The 279-nt window shown below is 62.0% G+C and carries 1 protein-coding gene; it reads left to right on the forward strand.

Annotated features, from left to right (window positions below; all coding sequences use genetic code 11):
• The coding region (locus EOD29_RS31400; protein WP_245475496.1) for a LysR substrate-binding domain-containing protein at positions 1 to 210 on the forward strand (210 nt) is incomplete at its 5' end.
• Positions 211 to 279: the final 69 nt, after the last annotated feature.

The following is a 279-nucleotide window of genomic DNA, read 5'->3' on the forward strand; positions in this document are numbered from 1 at the left end:
CTCGACGCAGCCCGTGCCGGCCTCGGCTTCGGGCTTCTGCTCGAAAGTGCGTGCGAGGCGGATCTCCAGGCTGGCAAGCTGGTGCGGGTGCTGCCGGACTGGCAGTCGGAGGAGAGCCAGTTCTACATCGTCTTCACGACGGCCAAGGGCATGCCGCCGGCGGTGCGGGTCCTGATCGATTTCCTGGTCGAAAAATCCAAACAGCATTGACTTACAGCGCCAGGCATCTTTTCAAGCCGGCATCCCGCCTTATCTCAACCGCGCCAAAAGCTTTTCGCC

This window comes from Mesorhizobium sp. M1A.T.Ca.IN.004.03.1.1 (assembly GCF_003997555.1).
In the GTDB taxonomy this organism is placed as follows: Bacteria; Pseudomonadota; Alphaproteobacteria; order Rhizobiales; family Rhizobiaceae; genus Mesorhizobium.